General features: G+C 39.6%; 12 protein-coding genes and 1 other RNA gene. 2 read left to right on the forward strand and 11 right to left on the reverse strand.

Annotated elements, in window-relative coordinates; genetic code table 11:
- Positions 1-45 precede the first annotated feature (45 nt).
- Together ssrS and rny are read left to right on the forward strand one after the other, a co-directional pair.
- A non-coding RNA gene (gene ssrS / locus EHW67_RS12560) (6S RNA) lies at positions 46-155 on the forward strand.
- Between the two features lie 53 nt (positions 156-208).
- On the forward strand, positions 209-1,774 hold the full coding sequence (gene rny, locus EHW67_RS12565; protein WP_126162743.1) for a ribonuclease Y: 1,566 nt from the start codon (positions 209-211) through the stop codon (positions 1,772-1,774).
- 142 nt (positions 1,775-1,916) lie between these two features.
- Here rny and EHW67_RS12570 read toward each other — a convergent pair whose 3' ends face one another.
- The 11 genes from EHW67_RS12570 to EHW67_RS12620 form a co-directional block, all read right to left on the reverse strand.
- Positions 1,917-2,771: a DUF922 domain-containing protein gene (locus EHW67_RS12570; protein ID WP_126162744.1), complete on the reverse strand. Its 855-nt coding sequence runs from the start codon at positions 2,769-2,771 to the stop codon at positions 1,917-1,919.
- A gap of 45 nt (positions 2,772-2,816) precedes the next feature.
- Positions 2,817-4,991, reverse strand: a complete 2,175-nt coding sequence (locus EHW67_RS12575) for a DUF349 domain-containing protein (RefSeq protein WP_126162745.1) — start codon at positions 4,989-4,991, stop codon at positions 2,817-2,819.
- 149 nt (positions 4,992-5,140) lie between these two features.
- Positions 5,141-5,893 carry a shikimate dehydrogenase family protein gene (locus EHW67_RS12580; RefSeq protein ID WP_126162746.1) on the reverse strand — a complete coding sequence of 251 codons (753 nt, stop codon included), beginning with the start codon at positions 5,891-5,893 and terminating at the stop codon, positions 5,141-5,143.
- Positions 5,874-6,884: a DUF368 domain-containing protein gene (locus EHW67_RS12585; RefSeq protein WP_126162747.1), complete on the reverse strand. Its 1,011-nt coding sequence runs from the start codon at positions 6,882-6,884 to the stop codon at positions 5,874-5,876. The genes EHW67_RS12580 and EHW67_RS12585 overlap by 20 nt, the downstream gene beginning before the upstream one ends.
- A 15-nt stretch (positions 6,885-6,899) precedes the next feature.
- Entirely contained in the window at positions 6,900-7,817 is a 918-nt protein-coding gene (locus EHW67_RS12590; protein ID WP_126162748.1) for a DUF368 domain-containing protein, read from the reverse strand.
- Positions 7,818-7,845: 28 nt separating this feature from the next.
- The gene (locus EHW67_RS12595; RefSeq protein WP_126162749.1) at positions 7,846-9,246 is read right to left on the reverse strand and encodes a tetratricopeptide repeat protein; all 1,401 of its coding nucleotides are present in this window, start codon (positions 9,244-9,246) and stop codon (positions 7,846-7,848) included.
- Between the two features lie 95 nt (positions 9,247-9,341).
- Entirely contained in the window at positions 9,342-10,523 is a 1,182-nt protein-coding gene (locus tag EHW67_RS12600; protein ID WP_126162750.1) for an aspartate aminotransferase family protein, read from the reverse strand.
- 8 nt (positions 10,524-10,531) lie between these two features.
- The gene (locus EHW67_RS12605) at positions 10,532-12,550 is read right to left on the reverse strand and encodes an OstA-like protein (RefSeq protein WP_126162751.1); all 2,019 of its coding nucleotides are present in this window, start codon (positions 12,548-12,550) and stop codon (positions 10,532-10,534) included.
- Positions 12,551-12,664: 114 nt separating this feature from the next.
- Complete coding sequence (locus EHW67_RS12610) at positions 12,665-13,936, reverse strand: adenylosuccinate synthase (RefSeq protein ID WP_126162752.1); 1,272 nt, start codon at positions 13,934-13,936, stop codon at positions 12,665-12,667.
- A 16-nt stretch (positions 13,937-13,952) separates the two neighbouring features.
- Entirely contained in the window at positions 13,953-14,408 is a 456-nt protein-coding gene (locus EHW67_RS12615; protein ID WP_126162753.1) for a Fur family transcriptional regulator, read from the reverse strand.
- A 41-nt stretch (positions 14,409-14,449) separates the two neighbouring features.
- On the reverse strand, positions 14,450-16,654 hold the full coding sequence (locus EHW67_RS12620; RefSeq protein ID WP_126162896.1) for a RelA/SpoT family protein: 2,205 nt from the start codon (positions 16,652-16,654) through the stop codon (positions 14,450-14,452).
- Positions 16,655-16,690 lie beyond the last annotated feature (36 nt).

Genomic DNA, 16,690 nt, shown 5'->3' on the forward strand with positions numbered 1-16,690 from the left:
AAATAAATATAGTTACTGCCCACATTGGTAATTAATTTTTGACAAACTCAACACTAATTTGTTTAAAAAGGGTGAGTTTAGATTGTAAAAGCAAGCCTTACTTGTATAAGGATCCTTGAGCAGTCTGGTAGCCCTAAACCTGTTTATCGGGGTTTGTACAAAACTTCCATCAATGTGGGCTTTTTTTTTAATAATTTTCAAATTAAATATGGAAAGTACAGCAATTATAATAGGTTTGATTGGATTGGCAATTGGTTTTGCCATTGCTAAGTTTATGGAAAAAGGCAAGGCTTCAAAGACCATTTCCAGTGCCAAGAAAGAAGCCGCCACCATCCTAAAGGAGGCTAAGATAGAAGGGGAGAATATTAAAAAGGATAAAATTTTTCAGGCAAAGGAGAAATTTTTGGAACTCAAGGCAGAGCATGAGAAAGTCATTATAAACAAGGATAAGAAAATATCCGAAGCAGAGAAACGTACCCGGGATAAGGAATCACAGGTGAGTAGTGAGTTGGCCAAAGGCAAAAAGCTGGGAGAGCAATTGGAATCTAAAATAAAGGAGGTCAATTATAAGAGCGAGTTTTTGGATAAGAAGCAATCCGAGTTGGAAAAACTGCATAAAAGTCAAGTACAACAATTAGAGGTGATATCAGGTCTTTCTGCCGATGAGGCCAAATCACAGCTGTTGGAATCACTTAAGGATACTGCTAAATCTGATGCCATGGCCTATATTCAGTCTACCGTAGAGGAGGCAAAATTAACGGCTCAACAAGAAGCTAAGAAAATCATTATCAATACCATACAGCGCATAGGCACGGAGGAAGCTGTTGAAAACTGCGTATCGGTTTTTAATCTGGAGTCCGATGACGTTAAAGGGCGTATTATTGGTAGGGAAGGTAGAAACATAAGGGCGCTGGAAGCGGCAACTGGAGTAGAGATAATAGTTGATGATACACCAGAAGCAATTATTCTTTCTTGCTTTGATTCGGTTCGAAGGGAAGTGGCCCGTTTATCATTGCACAAGTTGGTAACAGATGGAAGAATACATCCTGCAAGAATAGAGGAAATAGTTAAAAAGACCGAAAAACAGATAGAGGAAGAAATTGTAGAAATAGGTAAGCGAACCGTTATAGATTTGGGGATACATGGTCTGCATCCAGAATTGATCAAGGCGGTAGGTAGGATGAAATACCGTTCCTCATACGGTCAGAACCTATTACAGCATTCCAGGGAAGTTGCCAAACTATGTGGGGTAATGGCGGCCGAATTGGGAATAAACCCAAAACTGGCAAAACGAGCAGGATTGTTGCATGATATAGGGAAGGTTCCCAATACAGAGGCCGAAGTAGAAACACCCCATGCTATCCTAGGGATGCAATGGGCAGAGAAGTTTGGAGAAAAGCCAGACGTCTGCAACGCCATTGGGGCCCACCACGATGAGATAGAAATGAAAACGCTAATTTCTCCTATTGTACAGGTTTGTGATGCTATTAGTGGTGCCAGACCAGGTGCAAGGCGACAAGTACTGGATTCTTATATTCAACGATTAAAGGATTTGGAAGAAATTGCATTTGGATTTGGAGGAGTGCAAAAAGCTTATGCTATCCAAGCGGGTAGGGAATTAAGGGTTATAGTAGAGAGTGAGAAAGTTAATGACGATAAAGCGGCAGAGCTGTCCTTTAATATTTCACAGAAAATACAAACCGATATGACTTATCCTGGTCAGGTTAAGGTTACCGTTATCCGGGAGACCAGAGCTGTTAATGTGGCTAAATAGGTTTTTTTAAATTTATATGCCAAGGTCCCAGAGTCACCTTTTATAGGGTGATTCTGGGACCTTTTCTTTGTTAAAGTGTTAATTTGGGCATAGAGCCCCGTAGCTTGCCTGAGAGGTTCTGTCTTGTCTCTTATGTCATTGACTATTTGTAGGGTTTGTTGAGTTTTTTGGTTTTATACGGCGCCAATTTTTTTAAGGCGGTTGCGGTCCATTCATTCCAAAAGGACTGTTTTGACAAATCCTTGTAAACAGCAGCATCGTACTCCTGTTGTTTGGATTGAAGTTCCTTGTTTACCTCATCCCCTATACGTTCTGCATTTTTTACCAAATCCTGAAAGTTCACAATTTCATTATGTAGCCGTTTTACAAATTTTCTGGCATACAGTTCAGTAATGTCAAAATGAAGTTGTTCGTGATCCAATACCATGGCCTGGTTTTGGTTTTTTTTAAAATACGAGGATTCACAATCAAAATAGGTGTCCACTTCTACCACTACCATGTTCTCTTTAGATTGAATGCTCGTGGTATAGCCAAAATAACTATTGGTGGCGGCTATGAATTCCTTTTCCTTGGTTGAAGCTTTGAAGTCGCCTATTTCTAATTTTCGTTTGGAACTCCAAAGAATTTCCTTTTCATAGATTTCGGGTTTGGATACCCAATATATGTTTCCTTTTAACCTGTGACATGGATTTAGAAGGGTGTTGGGGAGTTTATGTTCTGTAATCACCAAAAGGTTGCCGCCTATTTTCATGGCTTCGCTTTTGGCGGCATGTTTTACTTGGCGAAAATTGCAATCCCCGGTATTGTGTTTGGTTTTAATGGTGCCCAACATAAGGGAATCACGAATATTTGGGTCATCTGTGGTAATGACAAATGTTGGGTTAGGTGCAGTCTTGTTGGAAAGGGGAGACTCTTTAAACTCTTTTACGATGATTGTAGATGTACTGCAGGCCGTTAGGATAACGGCTAGGACAAGCCCCGTTGTACAACAGGACACTGTCTTTGCTATTGGCCGATATTTTAATAAGTCTTGTTTTGTGATTTATTCCTCCTCGGTTGAAGAATCCTCCGCATTTTCGGCTTCTTCCGCCTCTTTGATTAAATTGTTTTCCAGAATGTTGAGCTTTTTAAGTTTGGCTTTCCACGTGGCCAGTGACTCCTTATGGTTGTTTATGTTTTTGATGACTTCCTTAACCAAGGGGTTGTCCTCCGATGCATTGGAGAAGAACTGTAAATTGTTTTCCAATTGCCTGATTTCGCTCTTGCTTTCGTCTATTTTCCTTCTAATGAAAGTGCGTTCGTTAGAGATTGCATAATCATTATCATTATTGGCCAATTGTTGTATTTTGTTACCATACTTGAGCAGTTCGGCCTCCTGTCTATTAATGTTTAATTTTTTGAATAGCGCATCAAGAATCTTGTTGAATTTGGCATTGATGCTCTTTTTGTTAAAAGGCACTCGTCCAGCAGATTTCCATTCAGATATAAATTCTTTAATGGTAGCTAGGTCTTTATCCTTATCGCCACTAAGTTCAAATACCTTTAATTTATCAAGGCACTTACTTTTCTTTTCAAAATTTTCAACTTCTTCCTTATGGGCTTCGTTTTTTAGGGCATGTAGCCGGTCAAAATAGTGGTTGCAGGCGTTTTTAAACTCCTTCCAGATCTTGTCAGAGTATTTTCTGGGGACATGGCCTATCTTTTTCCAGTCATTTTGTATCCTCTTCATTTCTGGTGTGGTGCTGTCCCAATCTTCACTGTCTTTTAAGGATACTGCCAGTTCTAGTAATGCTCTTTTTTTGTCAAGGTTTATTTGTTGTTCTTTCTTGAGGTTTTTGTAATAGCTATTCTTGTTTCTATTAAACTCCCTTACGGCCTCTTTAAAACTGGCCCAAGTGTCCTCATTTACCTTTTGGGGTACTTTTCCTGCTTGGAAAAAAGATTCTCGTAATTGCTCTATTTCTTTTATCTGCTTTTGAATCTCCCTGTGGTTGGAGGCAACATTGCTGGCAATGGCTTTTATAGACTGGATTATTTCGTTTTTCTTGACCAGGTTTTGTTCATATACCTTTTCCTGTTCCTTATAATATTCCTGTCGCCTTTGATGTAGTGCTTTGGTGGCACTGCTAAACCTATCCCAAATTTCTTCACGGTGCTCTTTTCCTACGGGACCAATATCTTCCTTCCAAATTTTGTGAAGGGTCTGTAACTCTTGGAAGGCCTTGTTTAGATCTTCAACCTTTGCCAATGCTTCCGCTCTTTCTACAATTTTAAGTTTTTCCTCATAATTGTGTTTAAAGTCCAAATCCCTTAATTCCCTGTTTAAATGAAGAAAGTCGTAGAATATTTCAATATGATGATGATAGGTTCGCCATACATCGTTATAATTGGTTCGGGGAATAGGTCCGGCATTTTTCCAACGCTCCTGAAGATCCTTGAAGTTTTTATAGGTTGTATTGATATCTTCTTCTACATTGACCAGGGCTTTAAGTTCGTTTATTATTTCTAACCTTTTGGTTAGATTGGTCTTTAATCCCTGTTCAAGATTTTTGTAATAAAGATTCCTTTTTTCCCGATAATCGGAATAAACTTCATTAAACTGTCGTTTAGTAACGGAATTGTATCTAAAGTCTATTTCATTACCTCCATTATTGATAAAATCTTCTTTCTTTTCATCAATAAACTCCTGAAATTTTAGGTCAAATTCGTATTTAATTCCGTCTACGTGCTTCTTAATGGCCTGTACCTTTTCATTCCTGACCAGTCGCTGTAGTTCACCAACCAAATTCTCCATGGACATGGCGTGGTAGTCGGGCATAGGGATATGATGCCGTTGTTGGTTGTCAGAATCTTCTGCATCCTCGGCATTGGATTCGTCTATTTCATCAAGAACGTCTTCTTTCTTTTCTGTATCGGTGTTGTTGGTGGCTTGAGGGGTAGCCTTGTTTTCTTCTACCTGCTCTTCAACTGATTTTGAAGGGGCTTCGGTCTCTTGGGATACCGTCTTGATCTCCTCAGAGGCTTCGGGCTCCTTTGAACCGCTTATAGCTTGTTGGTTATCTGCGGTGCTTGTTTCAGAACCGGATTCCTCTTCGCTGGAGTCAGAATTAGACGGTGTATCAACCTGATTTTTGGCATCATTTGTTCCTTCAGTCTTCTCTGAGGATTCTTCTGTGCCTACAGATTGCTGTAATTTATCTTCTTTATCTTCTAACATTTTATGAATGTTTATAGCTTTCTAGATGTAATGTACGGAAATATAATTACATCTGTTTTAATAACAAAGGTAATGAAACTTCTTTTTAAGTTTTCTTTTTCAGGGAAGTACCTATATTAAAGTAAAATGGCCCTGTTCTGGGCTTTTCCTTAGGAATTCCAAATTTCCCAGGATTTTTCAGCCTGTAGTTCCAGCATATCGGAACCGTTGCTTATTTTACCGCCCATTTCTTCTCCCGCTAATAAAAAGGCTGTTTTTTCCGGGTTGTAGATAAGGTCGTAAAGAAGGTGTTTAGGAGTGATGAAATTATAGGGTATAGCTGGTTTATCGTTAATATTGGGAAAGGTTCCCAAGGGAGTGCAGTTTATGATTACCGTATATAAGGATAAGATGTCTTTATTAAGGTCTGTATAGTTAAGTTGATCTTGCGATGGATTTCGGGAAACAAATTTATACTGGATCCCCAATTTTTTTAGAACAAAGGCCACGGCTTTAGAAGCGCCTCCCGTACCAAGGATAAGAGCTTTGTTATGATGTTTCTCCAAATGGGGCTCCAGGGATTTTTGAAAACCATAGACATCGGTATTAAACCCAATGGTTTTACCATTTACTATTTTTATGGTGTTTACAGCACCAATTTGCTGTGCTTCAGGGTCTATTTCATTTAAAAAAGACATTATTTGTTCCTTGTAAGGAATGGTTACATTAAAGCCTTTTATGTTGGTGTTATGGGTCATAACATCTTTAAATTGATCTATTTTGGACAGATCAAAATTTTCATACGAGTGTGAGTTTAAGCCTAGTTTGGAGAATTTTTTGGAAAAATAACCCCTTGAAAAGGAATAGGAGATATCTTTTCCAATAAGTCCAAATCTTACCATTTTATTTTCTATTTTTTCCATACCAGTCTAAACTTAATAAAATTAAAATTCCAAAAATCACAAAGAATATAGCCCACCAAGATTCGGCTTTGGCCATATCGGGAAGGTACCTTTCGTAGTTAGTTATAATGGGGTTGTTATTGGTGTCCAAAAGCAGATTACCGTCTGCATCACTTTTGAATAGGGTACGTTTCCAGGGCCAGACCACTCCCAATGAACCTGTGATGAATCCTATTATAACTGCTGTGGTCAAATTTTTGTAATGTTTTAGGACGTAACTCAATAAATGGGAAAGTGTTACCAGTCCGGCGGCAGATCCAAAAGTAAAGACTCCAAGTATTCTTAAGGTGTTCAATCGTTTTGTATTGTGTATAAAACTAAAGTCCCATTTTAGTATATCAGCAAAAGTGTCATAAAGAGCATTAACAGAATCTACCAAAAGAAGTACGTAATTCCCTAAAAGAATAAGTATAAAAGATCCGGATAAGCCAGGGAGCGTCATGCCCGATACGCTAATTATGCCACAAAAAAATATAAATATCAGATTGTCGTTTTCCTTGGCTGGATTAAGAAAACTTATGGATATGCCCACTATGAGTCCCAAAATACCAGCGGGGATGGTCTTTTTGCCCCAGTGGCCATAGTCTTTTGCTATATAATAGATAGAACCCAATATCATACCAAAAAAAGCGGCCCAAACATAAAGTTCTTTTCGTTCCAAAAAATAATCCAGAATTTTGGAAACACTAAAATAACTTACCAGCATCCCAAAAATGAGCAAGGACAGAAACTGTCCGTTGGTATAGCGATAGAAACTTTTAAACCTACCACTTATTAGTAGCTTAAAGGCTTTGGCATTGACCTTTTGTAGTGAATAAATAAATTCTTCATAAAACCCACCCACAAAGGCTACTATTCCGCCAGACACACCGGGTACTTTGTTGGCAGCACCCATAAACAAGCCTTTAATGACAAGGAAGAATTTATCCTGTAATGTTCTTGGGTCTTTCATTCTGGGGCCGGGCGTTTACTTTTTAGTGGCTAATTTTTCCAGTATAAAAATAAGGGAAAAACCAAGGATTGCCAGTATAACGGCAGATATTAATTGTGGTTCCCCATCAAAGTAAAATGGGGAAATATTCTCTTCTTTAATGGCGATTATTTTTTCTCCGAATTGCTTGGTTTCCAATACCTCTTTCCAGGGCCATATTTTATTTAGGGACCCCAGGATAAATCCGGTCAAAAGTGCCAGCGTAATATTCTTATAATGGGTAAACATCCATTTTAGAAGCTTGGCAAAGCTTAACAGACCAAAGATGGCACCAATACCTACTGTAATGATAATTTTTATATCGCGTTCATGAACGGCATCCAATACTGTCTTGTATGAGCCCAAGAGTACTAGGATAAAGGCTCCGGATATACCAGGTAGAATCATAGCGCAAATGGCCAGAGCACCTGACAGGAACAAATAAGGAAGTGAGGCTGAGTTCTCCGAAGGGGGCAAGGTGGTTACATAGTAGGCTATTGCAGCACCAAAGATCAACATTAATACCGCGGCCATATTCCATTTTTTAATCTCTTTACCTACGAAGATAATACTCGCCAAGACCAGGCCAAAGAAAAAGGACCATAGGGGAATGGGTTTGTTCTCCATGAGCCAGCTAATAAGTTTAGCAAGGGAAAGCACACTGATAGCGATACCTATTAGAAGGGCCAATAGAAAATTTCCATTGAGCTTGTTCCAGAAGGCTGCGAAACCATCTTTTCTCAGAGTTTTTATTAGCGATAGGTTAACGTTGTTTATGCTGCTAATCAGTTCTTCGTAAATACCGGAGATAAAGGCAATGGTGCCACCCGATACCCCTGGTACAACATCGGCAGCGCCCATGGCCATACCCTTTAATGAAATAAAAATGTAACTTAAAAAATTGCGGTTTTCCATATATGATAAAAAAACAAAAATAGCTTTTTTATCTGGAAGCTTTTTTCACATCTTCAATTAAGTTTTGGGCCCAATCGGTATTGTAGAATTGTGGGAATTCATCCTTGAACAAATGCAGCTGCCCAAAATCAATTTTAAGGGCATTCAATAGTCGGTATTGGGCTCTGGGGAAATCACTGATCAAAAGATAGAATCCGGCCATTTTATATTGCATTTCACATCGCTGCGGGTAAAATTCATGTCCCTGCAGCAAGATTTCGATAGCCGAGTGTACATCCAGATTCTGAATGGCCGTGTCTGCCCAATGGAACCATGTGTCAAATTCGTAATTCCCTAAATCTACTGCCTGTTGATAGGCATAATAGGCCTCATCGTTGTTGTTTAGGGTAGCATGGATCTTACCGCACTTTTTCCAATATTTGGAATTCTCCCCATCAATATTGATTGCTTTATTGATGTAATGAAGGGCTTTTTTGTAATCCTCCTGTCTAATGTAGTAATCCGTAATGGCCAACCATCCCTTATCTAATAAAGGGTCTTCATGGACCGTTCTGTAATAATAGGTCTTGGCCATGTCAAAATTTCCCAGCTTTTCATGGCATCTGCCAATCCTTAAGTAGGCATGGGAAGTAGGGTCCTCAATAGAAATTGTGGTTTCGTAATTTTCAATGGCCTCGTTGTATCGGCCCATTTTTTCCAAAACTTTACCTTTCTCAAAATAGGCTCCTATAAAAGTATCGTCCGATATTATGGCAAAATCAAAGGCTGTTAAGGCTTCTTGGAACATATCTTTGGAGAAATACATCTTCCCTAATTGATGCCAGGCTACCTCGCTATATGGGTTGCGTTCCAAATAATCGTTAAGGTACGCAATAGCCCCGTCATAGTCTTCTAGAAACTCAAAGCAATAGATTACGTTGTAAAGGGAGGAGTAGTCTTCCTCGTCAAATGACACGCACATCATGAAGTTTTGTTTGGCATCTTCAAAATTGTCCATGAACAAATACTCCATTCCAAGAAGGGAATGGATGTCAAAACTATCATCAGTAAGATTCAATGCCTGATTTAATAAGGTAACGGCTGCCTCGTGATTATCCTTTTTAGAATATATATTGGCTCTTTGAATGTAAATTTCTTCGTTGCTACTGTCTATTAACTGTAGCTCATCCAACATTTTTTCTGCCAACTCCAGGTTATTCTCAAAAACCAGCACCTCTATAGACAATAACTTAAGTTCTATACTGCCCGGATGTTGCTCCAAACTAATCTTAATGGCTTTTTTTGCCAATGAAATTTTTCCGCTGTTGAGATAATGGTGAATAATATCCTGAAAATCTTCCGCATCAAAGAAGTAGACATCATCCGTCTTAAGCATGGATTCAAACTTAGCAATTGGTTGCCCCGGTCTTTCGTTTGGTTCTAACGCCATAGGAACTTCTTAGTTATTCATAGAACTAAAATACTCTTTTGAGGCCTTTAATTCCGACCGTTTTGGTCTATATTATTAACAAATTAGTTAACAAATTATTGTTCAAGGGAGTTCAATACCTTTAAAATAAGCTCGCAACCAATGGTGATTTCTTCTTTTGTAATGGTTAGTGGCGGGGAAATTCGGACAGCATTTGGTTCAAAAAGCAACCAGAATAAAATTAGCCCCATCTTGGAAGATCTTAGGACCAACTCATTGGCTATCTCAGGTTTTTCCATTATTAGGGCCAACATTAGCCCCTTGCCTCTAACTTCTTTTATTAAATGGTGTTGTAAAAGTTTCCTAAAGAGCAATTCCTTATCCAAGCTGTCTGCAATAAGGGTGCTTTCGGTAATTTCCTGTAGGGTGGCCAAGCAGGCTGCCGCAATTACCGGGTTACCGCCGAAGGTGGTAATGTGTCCCAATTTTGGACTTTCCTGAAGACTTTGCATCATGCTGTGTGAAGCTACAAATGCACCTACTGGCATACCGCTTGCCATTCCTTTGCCTATTACCAGAATGTCTGGTGTACAATTATAATGTTCAAAAGCGAATAATTTTCCAGTACGCCCAAAACCGGGCTGTATTTCATCTAGAATTAACAACGCCCCAACTTCCTTGCAACGATCCTTTACATTTTTTAGGTACCCCTTAAGGGGTAGAATAAATCCTGCTCCGCCTTGGATGGTCTCTAGAACAACTGCAGCTGTTTTATGGGTTATTTTTTTTAGGTCTTCCTCTTCATTGAAATTTATAAATCCAATATCGGGGATAAGGGGTCTAAACGCACTTTTTCGTTCTTCGTAGCCCATTAAACTGAGGCTGCCCATCGTATTGCCATGGTAGGCCTTGTTGGCGGCCAAAATTTGACTTCTGCCAGTATACCGCCTTGCCAATTTTAAGGCTCCCTCCATAGCTTCCGTTCCGGAATTCACCAAATAGGTGGTCTCCAAAGGGGAGGGGAGATGTTTGGCAAGTAGTTTGGCGTAGGCTACGGCCGGCTCCTGTATATATTCCCCATATACCATTACGTGCATGTATTTTTGTGCCTGGTCCTGAACGGCCTTTACCACCCTAGGGTGACAGTGTCCTAAACTACAGGCCGATACCCCGGCAACAAAATCGAGATGGGCCTTCCCGTCAACATCATAAATATAGCTTCCACTGGCATGGGAAATTTCCATGGCCAAAGGGTGTGGCGATGTCTGCGCCTGGTATTTAAAGTAATCCTCTTTCATTACCACAACTAATTGTCTACCATTCTGAAAATCCAAGTTTCCTCGGTATATTCCCCATTGTAATTGTTCTCCATGGCATACAATGCTTCATCCCAAGTGCTGTAGTACCCCAGATATACGTAATGAAAATCGTTGAATTTCCGATGGAAATATTTGGGTTCAAAGCCTTTTTTAGAAAGCTTTTGCTTAAACTTTTTAGCGTTTTTCTTGATCTGAAAAACATTGGCTATTAGATAATAGCCAGAAGGAAGCCCGTCTTCTTGGTCTCCTTCCTCATATCTTTTTTTGGTATCCTGCTTCTGTGCAATAGGTTTTGGGTCAATGGATTTCTTGACCGGTTTAATGGAATCCAATTTTTTCTCAATGGGACTGGCCTTTGGTAATTTTGAAACATTTATAGAATCGCGTCTCCTTTGGTCTTCTTCTGCTTCGGCTGGGTCCGCGTCCAAATCTATTGGGTGGTCTACCCCCTGAATGGTAACCAGTTTAATGTTATTGTCGTCTTCATCAAATATGTCGTCCTTGGTAAGTATGCGTTCATCGCCACGCCAGATAAATCCTTTTAGCTTTCTACTGTTGTCAGGGAGGTCCTTTTCCGGGAATATATCACCGTCCGGATTGGTGATAAAGGTAATATCCTCTATTTCATTGTTGGCCATGGTTATTCTAATAGCACTACAAATAGTTTTGTCTATACCTATAAGTTCTTGATCGTCATTATACATATAATAAATAACCTCAGTGTTTTTAACAAGATCGATCAAATTGAGTTTGTTGTCTTCAAATTTTCCAAATAGATCTTTACCCTTGGCCTGGTTGTAGCCTACCTTGCCCACGGTGTCCATGGCAATGATAAAAGCGTTGTTGATCACTTTTAAGGAGTCCAGTTTTTCGGTCTCCAGATTTGATAGCAAATGGATACTGTCTCCAGTCATTTGGTTTTCGCCGTTCCATATTATTGGCTTGCTAATCAATTGGGTTATGCCGGTCTTTTGATTAAAGTGTATGGAGTCGCACTTACCGCTCAGATCGGTTTTGTAAAATTTAGCATTTTTAAAGGCCCTTAGTACACGTTGTTCTGGCTTACCTGTAACCATTAGCGTATCACCGTGCATATATAGGGAGTCTTGTTCAACCAAATTAATGGCAACTGCTCTTTTGGTGGCAAATACCGAATCCTTGGCCTTATAGACCTCCGCATAATGGGCCTTGATCAAACCATTGTTAATAGTGTCCCTTATAGTGATATTGTTGGTAGCCGAAGCAAATTCGGATTTTTTGTCAAAATATAGACTATCACCCTTTATGATCCGGTTATTATAGTCGATTCGGGTATTTTTAATACCATACCCATTTTCTATTTTGGTATCGTAAAACCCACGTTCGCAATACATTTTGTAGGTTTCCCCAGTGATGGTAGACGGGCCATACAGATAGGCATTTTTTGAAGCGGTATAGTAATCAAGTTGTTTTGAAACCAGATCAAATTCCGGGTTAACAAGATTTACGCTATCTATAAATTGGGATTTTTTAAGTTGTGTAAAGTAGCGTCCAATTTTGCTGGTCAGGGTATTGCTAGAGTCTACTACAGTGCCAAAGTCCTTGTAATAGGCCTCCTGTGTTTCCCTGTTAAAACGCAGGGTATCTGTGGTAAGGGTCATGCTGCTGTGGTTGAGTACAACATTTTCCCAGGCCTTGGCAAGATTGGCATTGCCGTCATAATCTATTTTTCCACTGGTCAATTGTACGGAATCTCCCTGTTGGAGCCTTATATTGCCTATGGCTTTTAGCTTATTCTCTTTTTGGTAGTAAATGGCTATATCGCACCAAAGGTCGGCTCCCTCATGTTCAAACTGAACTTGTCGCTCATCTTTACTAAAAATGGCTGCTCCGGGATATTGCTTTTCGTCCTTGGTGAAGTTGGCCCCATAAACAATGTTTATTTGTTTGGTTTCCGTTTCCTGTTCTTGAGCGGAACCCTTACAGATTACCGTTAATGCAAGCAATAAGAATACTAACTTATACAATGTTTAAAATTTTGACCAAAAATAGTATATTTTGAGGGAGGATAATACAGTTTGGGATAGTTTTAGTAAATCCTGGTATAACAAAAAAGCCACCTTTTAAGATGGCTTTTTTTATTATCGGTATATGGTCTGGGTCCTATCGGGACCTACAGAGACTATTTTAATGGGCACTTCCAATTCCTTTTCCAAAAACTTAATATAATCTATTAAGGTATCCGGAAGTTCCTCGGATTTGCTCAGGGTAGTCAGGTCTTTTGCCCATCCTTTCATTTCTGTATAGACCGGGGTAACGTATTCCGGTTCTATGCTATAGGGCAAGTGCTTTATTTGCTTTCCTTTGTAATTGTAGGCCGTACAAACTTTTAGGGTTTCAAATCCACTAAGAACATCGGCTTTCATCATCATTAGTTCGGTAACACCATTGATTTCCACAGCATATTTAAGCGCTATCAGGTCTAACCATCCACAACGCCTTGGTCTACCGGTAGTGGCTCCAAATTCATTACCTACCTTGGCCATGGTTTCGCCATCGGCATCAAATAGTTCTGTTGGGAAGGGGCCACTACCTACACGGGTGGTATAGGCCTTGAATATTCCCAAAACACCACCAATTTTATTGGGGGCAACCCCTAAGCCTGTACATGCCCCAGCTGCAGTAGTGTTGGATGAAGTTACAAATGGATAGGTTCCAAAATCAATATCCAACAAGGAACCTTGGGCACCTTCGGCCAATATTTTTTTACCCTCTCGTTGAGCGTTAAAAATATATTCTTCACTATCTATGAAGGTAAGTTTTTTTAATTCTTCTACGGCCTTAAAAAAATCAGCTTCCAATTCCTTAAGGTCATATTGGATCTCAACATTGTAGAAACTGATCATAGCTTCGTGTTTGTTGGCCAATGCCCTGTATTTCTCTTTCCAATCCGAGAATTCCAAATCACCGACCCTCATTCCGTTCCTTCCTGTCTTATCCATATAAGTGGGGCCAATTCCCTTAAGGGTAGATCCTATTTTGGCTTTTCCTTTGGAAGTTTCGGAAGCGGCATCAAGAAGTCTATGAGTAGGTAATATTAGGTGGGCCTTTCTAGAAATAAATAATTTGGATTTAATATCTAGATTAAACTTTTTGAGATTGTCCAGCTCCTTCTTAAAAATAACGGGGTCAATAACCACTCCGTTACCTACAATATTCACCGCGGTTTCGTGAAAAATTCCCGATGGAATGGTATGTAAAACATGTTTAATACCATCAAATTCTAGTGTGTGCCCTGCATTGGGTCCGCCTTGGAAACGAGCAATAATGTCGTAGTTTTTGGTTAAAACATCAACTATTTTTCCTTTTCCTTCATCTCCCCATTGTAGTCCTAGTAGTAAATCTACTGCCATTCTTTATGTAATTGGATTAATTATTCGTGTTTTCTTCTTGGTTACGAGTGCCGTAAAAATAGAGGGAATGCGTATTGATCTTTATATTGAAAACCTCCTCTATGGTTTTTTTGATACTTTGTATCCTAGGGTCGCAAAATTCCATGACTTCACCGGTATCGGTAAGGATAACATGATCATGCTGCCTGTCAAAATACGATTTCTCATATTGGGCCTGATTTTTTCCGAACTGGTGTTTTCTAACCAATTTGCATTCCAATAAAAGCTCAATGGTATTGTACAGCGTAGCCCTGCTTACCCGGTAATTTTTGTTCTTCATGGTGATATAAAGGGACTCTATATCAAAATGTTCGTCACTATCGTAAATTTCCTGCAGAATTGCGTAGCGTTCCGGTGTTTTTCTATGTCCGTTTTCCTCTAGAAAAGCGGTGAACACATTTTTAACTATTTCCTGATTCTTATTTTCGCCCATAGCATTTACCCAGCGTTAGGGTACAAATGTACAGTTAAAATTTAAATTCTTGCTACTTTATCGATACCGTTGATACGCTTTAGATTATCTATAACTTTTTTTAGTATAGCATTGTTTTTTACAACAAGGGTAATTCTTCCGGTAAAGGTGCCTCCATCGGTACTGAAATTTAGGTTTCTCATATTTACGTGTAGGTTGCCAGAGATAACCTCAGTGATCTCGCTGATCAAACCTAAATTGTCTATTCCTGTTAACACAATTTCTGCGGTAAATTCTTCCTGGGACGAATCTATCCATTTGGCCGAAATGATACGGTAGGCGTAGTTGGATTGTAAAGAAATGGCATTTGGACAATTTTTTTTGTGCACTTTTATGCCATCGTTAACACTAATAAACCCAAATACTTCATCACCCGGAATAGGATTACAGCACTGTGACAGCTTGTATTCCAATTTGTCCTCTTCCTTGCCAAAAACAAGGGTGTCAAATTTAGAGGTTATTTCCTCCTTGTGTATGTCTTCTGGGACAGGGGGCTTCCTAATTTTATTTTTAAAGAAGCTAATAAAGGCATTGTTGTAAGAGGCAGCAAACTCCTTTAACATTTGATTGTCAATAGCCCCTATTGCTACCCTGTAAAACAGATCCAAACTGGTCTTAAGCTTAAAGTAGACCACTAATTTATTGATGGTATCCTCATTCAGGCTAATTTTCTGTGACTTCAGTTTACGCCTAAGAATCTCCTTGCCCTCCATGGCCGTGGATTTCTTTTCTTCCCGCAATGAGGATTTAATTTTAGATCTGGCCCTGGCCGTTGTGGCGTAATCTAGCCAGCTTTGACTTGGCTTGGCAGAATCGGAAGTAAGGATATCTACCTGATCTCCACTATTTAAAGTTGTATTCAGGGGTACCAGCTTACCGTTTACTTTGGCCCCTCTGGTGTGCATGCCTACTTCGGTATGGATATTAAAGGCAAAATCCAGGGGTGTGGCCCCTTTGGGAAGCGATTTTAATTCACCTTTAGGGGTGAAAACAAATATTTCCTTTGAATATAGGTTAAGTTTAAATTCCTCTACAAAATCTACAGCATTGGTATTGGAATTCTCCAAGGCTTCCTGAAGTTTGTTTAACCATTCCTCAATTCCTTGTTCCTTTTGATCCCCGTGTTTGTATTTAAAATGCGCTGCATATCCTTTTTCTGCAATTTCGTGCATTCTTTCACTCCGTATCTGAACTTCCACCCACTTCCCTTTGGGGCCCATTACAGTGATGTGAAGGGCCTCATATCCCGTAGATTTAGGAGATGAGATCCAGTCCCGTAGCCTAACGGGATTGGGAGTAAAGTGATCTGTAACGATAGAATAGATTTTCCAGGCCAAAAACTTTTCGTTTTGCCGGTCCGATCTGTAGATGATCCTGATGGCAAACTTGTCATAGATTTCATCGAAGGCAACATTTTGTGCCTTCATTTTTCGGCGGATGGAGAAAATAGATTTCATCCGGCCCTTTATAACATAATTTAGCTTTTCTTGATCCAAGGAATTGCTGATAACGCCCGAAAAGGCATCTATATAAGCCTGTTGCTCCTCCTTGGATTCTTCTATCTTTCCCAGAATATCTTCGTAAACATCCGGCTCTGTGTATTTTAGGCTTAGGTCTTCTAGCTCCGTTTTAATGTTGTAAAGCCCTATTCTATGTGCCAGTGGGGCATATATGTATAAGGTTTCCGAGGCTATTTTTACTTGTTTGTGCTCTGGCATGGAATCCATGGTGAGCATATTATGGTACCTGTCCGCAATTTTTATAATGATAACGCGTACGTCATCATTAAGGGTAAGCAACATTTTTCTAAAATTCTCGGCCTGTTGGGATATGTTCATATCCTTTTTCAGGTGTGCAATTTTGGTGAGTCCGTCTACAATACGGGCAACTGTCTCACCAAACATACGCTCTATATCGGCCAAAGTATATTCTGTATCCTCTACCACATCGTGAAGTAGGGCTGAGGCAATGGATACGGCGTCCAATCCTATTTCGGTAGCAACTATTTTTGCAACCGCTATAGGGTGGAATACATAGGCTTCCCCAGATTTTCTTCTTTGATTTTTATGGGCGTCAACGGCCACGTCAAAGGCAGCGCGTATCAACTTTTTATCCTCCTCTGAAAGACTTTGATAACTTTTGCGCAGCAATTCCTTATATTGCTTTGCTATCTCCTTATTTTCCTTTTCTATGGCTGCTTCTGTCATCATAATTTAAAAATAGCACAAACTACCAACCTAAAC

Origin of the sequence: Arenibacter aquaticus, from assembly GCF_003957295.1 — a bacterium.
Taxonomy (GTDB): domain Bacteria; phylum Bacteroidota; class Bacteroidia; order Flavobacteriales; family Flavobacteriaceae; genus Arenibacter; species Arenibacter aquaticus.

What these genes read in the sequence shown, in the direction of transcription:
- EHW67_RS12620 (WP_126162896.1), bottom strand. Translation starts at nt 16,654, where the DNA reads ATGACAGAAGCAGCCATAGAAAAGGAAAATAAGGAGATAGCAAAGCAA.
- EHW67_RS12595 (WP_126162749.1), bottom strand. Translation starts at nt 9,246, where the DNA reads ATGGCGTTAGAACCAAACGAAAGACCGGGGCAACCAATTGCTAAGTTT.
- EHW67_RS12575 (WP_126162745.1), bottom strand. Translation starts at nt 4,991, where the DNA reads ATGTTAGAAGATAAAGAAGATAAATTACAGCAATCTGTAGGCACAGAA.
- EHW67_RS12585 (WP_126162747.1), bottom strand. Translation starts at nt 6,884, where the DNA reads ATGAAAGACCCAAGAACATTACAGGATAAATTCTTCCTTGTCATTAAA.
- EHW67_RS12590 (WP_126162748.1), bottom strand. Translation starts at nt 7,817, where the DNA reads ATGGAAAACCGCAATTTTTTAAGTTACATTTTTATTTCATTAAAGGGT.
- EHW67_RS12580 (WP_126162746.1), bottom strand. Translation starts at nt 5,893, where the DNA reads ATGGAAAAAATAGAAAATAAAATGGTAAGATTTGGACTTATTGGAAAA.
- EHW67_RS12600 (WP_126162750.1), bottom strand. Translation starts at nt 10,523, where the DNA reads ATGAAAGAGGATTACTTTAAATACCAGGCGCAGACATCGCCACACCCT.
- EHW67_RS12615 (WP_126162753.1), bottom strand. Translation starts at nt 14,408, where the DNA reads ATGGGCGAAAATAAGAATCAGGAAATAGTTAAAAATGTGTTCACCGCT.
- EHW67_RS12610 (WP_126162752.1), bottom strand. Translation starts at nt 13,936, where the DNA reads ATGGCAGTAGATTTACTACTAGGACTACAATGGGGAGATGAAGGAAAA.
- rny (WP_126162743.1), top strand. Translation starts at nt 209, where the DNA reads ATGGAAAGTACAGCAATTATAATAGGTTTGATTGGATTGGCAATTGGT.